This window comes from Rhodopseudomonas sp. B29 (assembly GCF_000333455.1).
GTDB lineage: Bacteria > Pseudomonadota > Alphaproteobacteria > Rhizobiales > Xanthobacteraceae > Rhodopseudomonas.
On record NZ_BADD01000208.1, the window covers coordinates 1 to 3,887 of the forward strand.

At 66.3% G+C, this 3,887-nt stretch carries 3 protein-coding genes and 1 pseudogene; 3 read left to right on the top strand and 1 reads right to left on the bottom strand.

What is annotated here, in order from left to right; all coding sequences use genetic code 11:
• The 3 genes and pseudogenes from I5M_RS07395 to I5M_RS07410 form a co-directional block, all read left to right on the top strand.
• Positions 1 to 295: FAD-binding protein (locus I5M_RS07395; protein WP_031335751.1), on the top strand; the 295-nt coding region annotated here is incomplete at its 5' end.
• Positions 296 to 531: 236 nt separating this feature from the next.
• A pseudogene (locus I5M_RS07405) lies at positions 532 to 1,056 on the top strand (DALR anticodon-binding domain-containing protein); the annotation flags it as partial.
• Between the two features lie 484 nt (positions 1,057 to 1,540).
• Complete coding sequence (locus I5M_RS07410; RefSeq protein ID WP_022720818.1) at positions 1,541 to 2,653, top strand: hypothetical protein; 1,113 nt, start codon at positions 1,541 to 1,543, stop codon at positions 2,651 to 2,653.
• Positions 2,654 to 2,840: 187 nt separating this feature from the next.
• Here the strand turns inward: I5M_RS07410 and I5M_RS07415 are convergent.
• Positions 2,841 to 3,887: DUF4010 domain-containing protein (locus I5M_RS07415; protein WP_022720819.1), on the bottom strand; the 1,047-nt coding region annotated here is incomplete at its 5' end.

A 3,887-nucleotide genomic window follows, 5' to 3' on the forward strand; every position in this document is an offset into this window, starting at 1 on the left:
CGCACATCGGGCCTCGTCCGGACAGACCTCGCAGGCGTGGCCGATCGTGCAGCCTCCATTCGCGGCCTTCCCGCTGCGGCCGGGCATCACCTTCACGCATTTCGGAGTCGCAGTTGATCCATCACTGCGGGTACAGCGGCAGGACGGCACGCGCTTCGACAATCTGCTCGCCGCCGGCATGGTGATGGCCGCGAACGTGTTGCCGCGCGGCTATCTGGCCGGACTCGGCGTCACCATCGGCGCGGCGTTCGGCCGGCTCGCGGGCGAGGAGGCGGCGCGTCATGTCGGCCGATGACATCCACGCCGAGGCCGAGCGCGCGCTGCGGCTGTGCTCGGCCTGCATGTTCTGCGACGACTATTGCGATTTGCACTAAAAGATCTGTTGTCTTTCGAGACGGTGCTGGTGTTGCAGCAGAGTTGTCTGCGTCCAATTTCGATTTGATGTCGAAGCGTTTTACAGATGAAACTTCTTTCGCCTTGATAAGAGAGGGCGGAGAGCTTGAGCAGCTTGGATCGGTGGCCAGTGTAGGTTCCAGCCTCCTCTCCTTCTTCGCCGACCGCCTCAAAGTCCAGCTCCGCGACCAGGGCGCCCGCCACGATCTCGTCGATGCGGTGTTCGCACTCGAAGGGCAGGACGACATCCTGATGATCGTCCGCCGTGTCGAGGCGCTGGCGGCGTTTCTCGCCACCGATGACGGCAAGAATCTGCTCGCCGGCACCAAGCGCGCCGCCAACATTCTGCGCATCGAGGAGAAGAAGGACGGCCGCGCCTTCGACGGCGCGCCGGACGCGGCGCTGTATGCGCAGGACGAGGAGAAGGCGCTCGCCGCCGCGATCGACCGCGCCAAGGCAGACGCCGGTGCCGCGGTCGCCAAGGAAGACTTCGCCGCAGCGATGACAGCGATGGCGGGACTCCGTCCAGCGGTCGATGCGTTCTTCGACAAGGTCACGGTCAACGCCGACGACAAGGCCGTCCGCGAAAACCGCCTGAAGCTCTTGAACGAGATCCGCGCCGCGACGCGGGCGGTGGCGGATTTCTCGAAGATCCAGGACTAACAGGTTGTCATTCCGGGGCGCCGCGTAGCGGCGAGCCCGGAATCCATAACCACCGACGTTGGTGGTCGGGCCCTGTGCTTCAACGGCTGTGCTGACTAGCGAGTCTAGGGGCTATGGATTCCGGGCTCACGAGCTTCGCTCGTGCCCCGGAATGACGAGACGGTTTTGTCGGAGGCGAGATTCCGGGTTCGCGCGTTTCACGCGCGCCCCGGAATGACGGCATAGTTTTGCGCCATTGCCGGGCTTGACCCGGCAATCCATCTTCTTCGCGACGACTCATCTTTCGCGCTCCGCGCGCGATGGATGCGCGGGCGTTCGCCTCGCCGAAGCGGCTTCGGCCGCGCAGGCGGGTCGAGCCCGCGCATGACGGTGTCACTTTGGTCAGACGTCTCCAGCAACATTTCGCAACAATTAACCCGGCGTTAACCACGTCCTGAAAAGGTGGGTTCCGGTAACGGTTCCTTAACCGGCTTGGACATCGCCCATGACGACCGTCGGTCTCGGCCTCAACAACTACGCCCAATATGGCGCCGCCTATGCGCGGCAGGCGGTGGCGCAGAATTCGTTGGCCAATGTGCTGAACAGCAGCTCGGGCGACGATGTGCTGCCGGGCTCCAGCAATGCCGCGACACAATTGACGCTGTCGGCCGCCGCCAAGGCGCAACTCGCGGCTGGCACGACCAAGGACTATAGCGCCGTCATCAGCGACAGCCGCGCCGCACTGGACGCGCTCTACAAGAAGGCAGGCGTCACCGCGCCCTATGACAACGCCGGCAAGCCGACCATCGATCTGTCGGGGCTCGATAACCGTTCGCTGTTCGCCATTGCCAGCAACGCCGGCGGCAAGTTTTCAGACGCCGAGCAGAACCTCGCAGGCGTCACCCGCATCGCCCAGTTCAACGCCGCGCTGTCGCCTGCGGCGCAGACCGCGCAGCTCACCGGCGATGTCGGTGTCGTCTACAAGGCCGCGGCCGCTTATCTCGATCAGGCCTCGACCGAGGAGAAGGCGACGCCGACCTGGAAGGCCGAGCGCGCCGCGATCGACAAGGGCCTCACCGCCACGGCGAACGATCCGAGCCACATCCCGTCCGGCATTGCCGACGATCCGGTCGCCGCCTATCTGGCGCAATATCCGTCGGGTAGCGGCACCACGGCCAGCACGCAGGATTTCGGCAGCGTCGCCAAATCGGCGCGCGCTGCGCTCGACGCGCAGGCCAAGGCGGCAGCTGCGGCCGGCAAGGAATTGCTGTTCGATCCCGGCCGCAAGGTCGGCCAGCAGGCCGATCTGTCGTCGCTCGACAACCGCTCGCTGTCGGCGATCTCGCTCAATCAGGACGGGCTGTTCTCCAAGCAGGAGAGTTTCGCCGCCAAGCGCGAACTCGACAGCCGTAACCGCGCCAGCATCCTGTCGGCGTTGCAGAAGAGCCAGACCTCGGGCAACCCGGCGGACTTCTCGCTCGGCCTGCTCAACACCTATTCGAGCATGAGCGCCGAAGAGCGCACCGCGGCCAACTGGACCCCGGCGTTCCGCGACAACGCGGTGCAGAGCTACAAATCGACGACGCGGCTGTTGTCGATGCTCAAGGGCGCGAGCTAGAGCCGATCTGCTCCTACTTCGATTACCAACGTCATCCTGAGGTGCCCGCCGGGCCGCGCCTTGCGCGGCGCGGCGGGCCTCGAAGGATGGGCTGCAAGCACTTGGCCGCATCCTTCGAGGCGCGCTACGCGCGCACCTCAGGATGACGACTCAGTCGTTGGAGAGGATGCGGCGCTTCAATCGACGTTCAACCCACATGCACTAACCACAGCGCCAGCCCAACGCCGCCGGCGGCGAGGGCGACCAGCGCGATTGCGCTCTGCAGCGTGGCGCGGCCGCCGAACGACAGCGCGTAGCTCGCCTTCAGCATGTTGTTGGACGACGCGGCGATCAGCACCGCGACCGCGACGGCGTGTTCGCCGATGCCGGCGGTGCCGCCTTGCGCCAGGTTGAGCACGAACGGATCGATGTCGGCGAAGCCGACGATCGCCGCCAGCCAATAGATGCCGGCGGTGCCGAACTGCGTCTTGACGAAGGTCGAGGCCAGCGAGATCAGCACGAACAGCACCGCGAACACCGCCGCGGTGCCGAGCTCCAGCGGATTGCCGCGTTCGGCCGCGGCCTTGGTCTCGCCGGCCGGCGCCTTGATCAGCAAATACTGCGCGGTGGCGATGCCGAGGCCGGCGACTGCCAGCGCGATCATCGGCGCGGCCAGCTCGCGCGCCAGCGCGAGGTTGAACACCGCGATGATGGTGAGGATGCGCAGATACATGATGCCGGTGGCGAGCGTGATGCCGGCTACGGCCTGGCGCCGGTCGGCGCCGTCGGCATGGGCCTGCCGCGCCAGCACCACGGTGGTGGCGGTCGACGAATACAGCCCGCCCAGCGCCGGCATCCACAGGCCCTGCGCGGCGCGCTTCCAATAGCGCTGGGCCAGATAGCTGGCATAGGACAGCGTCGAGACCAGCGTCAGCGCCAGCCAGACCTGCCGCGGCGTGATGCTGGTGAGTGGCGTCACCGGCTCGGCTGGCAACAGCGGCAGCACCACGCCTGTCAGGATCAGGAACTGCCCGGCGGTGGTGATTTCTTTCAGATCGACGCGGCGTGCGGCGCCGTGCAGCACGTCGCGGCCGGTGAGCAGCAGCACCGCCGCCACGGTGACGCCGACCGCGATCCAGTGCGGCAGCGCCAGGGTCACGGCGCCGAGCAGATAGGCGTGGACGTTCAGCAGCAGCACCACCAGCCCGGCATAGCGCTCGCCCTTGTCGTCCCGTTCGCGAATGTGACGCGTAGA

Excerpts from the sequence above, each read along its gene's own strand:
- I5M_RS07410 (WP_022720818.1), top strand. The coding sequence starts at position 1,541 with ATGACGACCGTCGGTCTCGGCCTCAACAACTACGCCCAATATGGCGCC.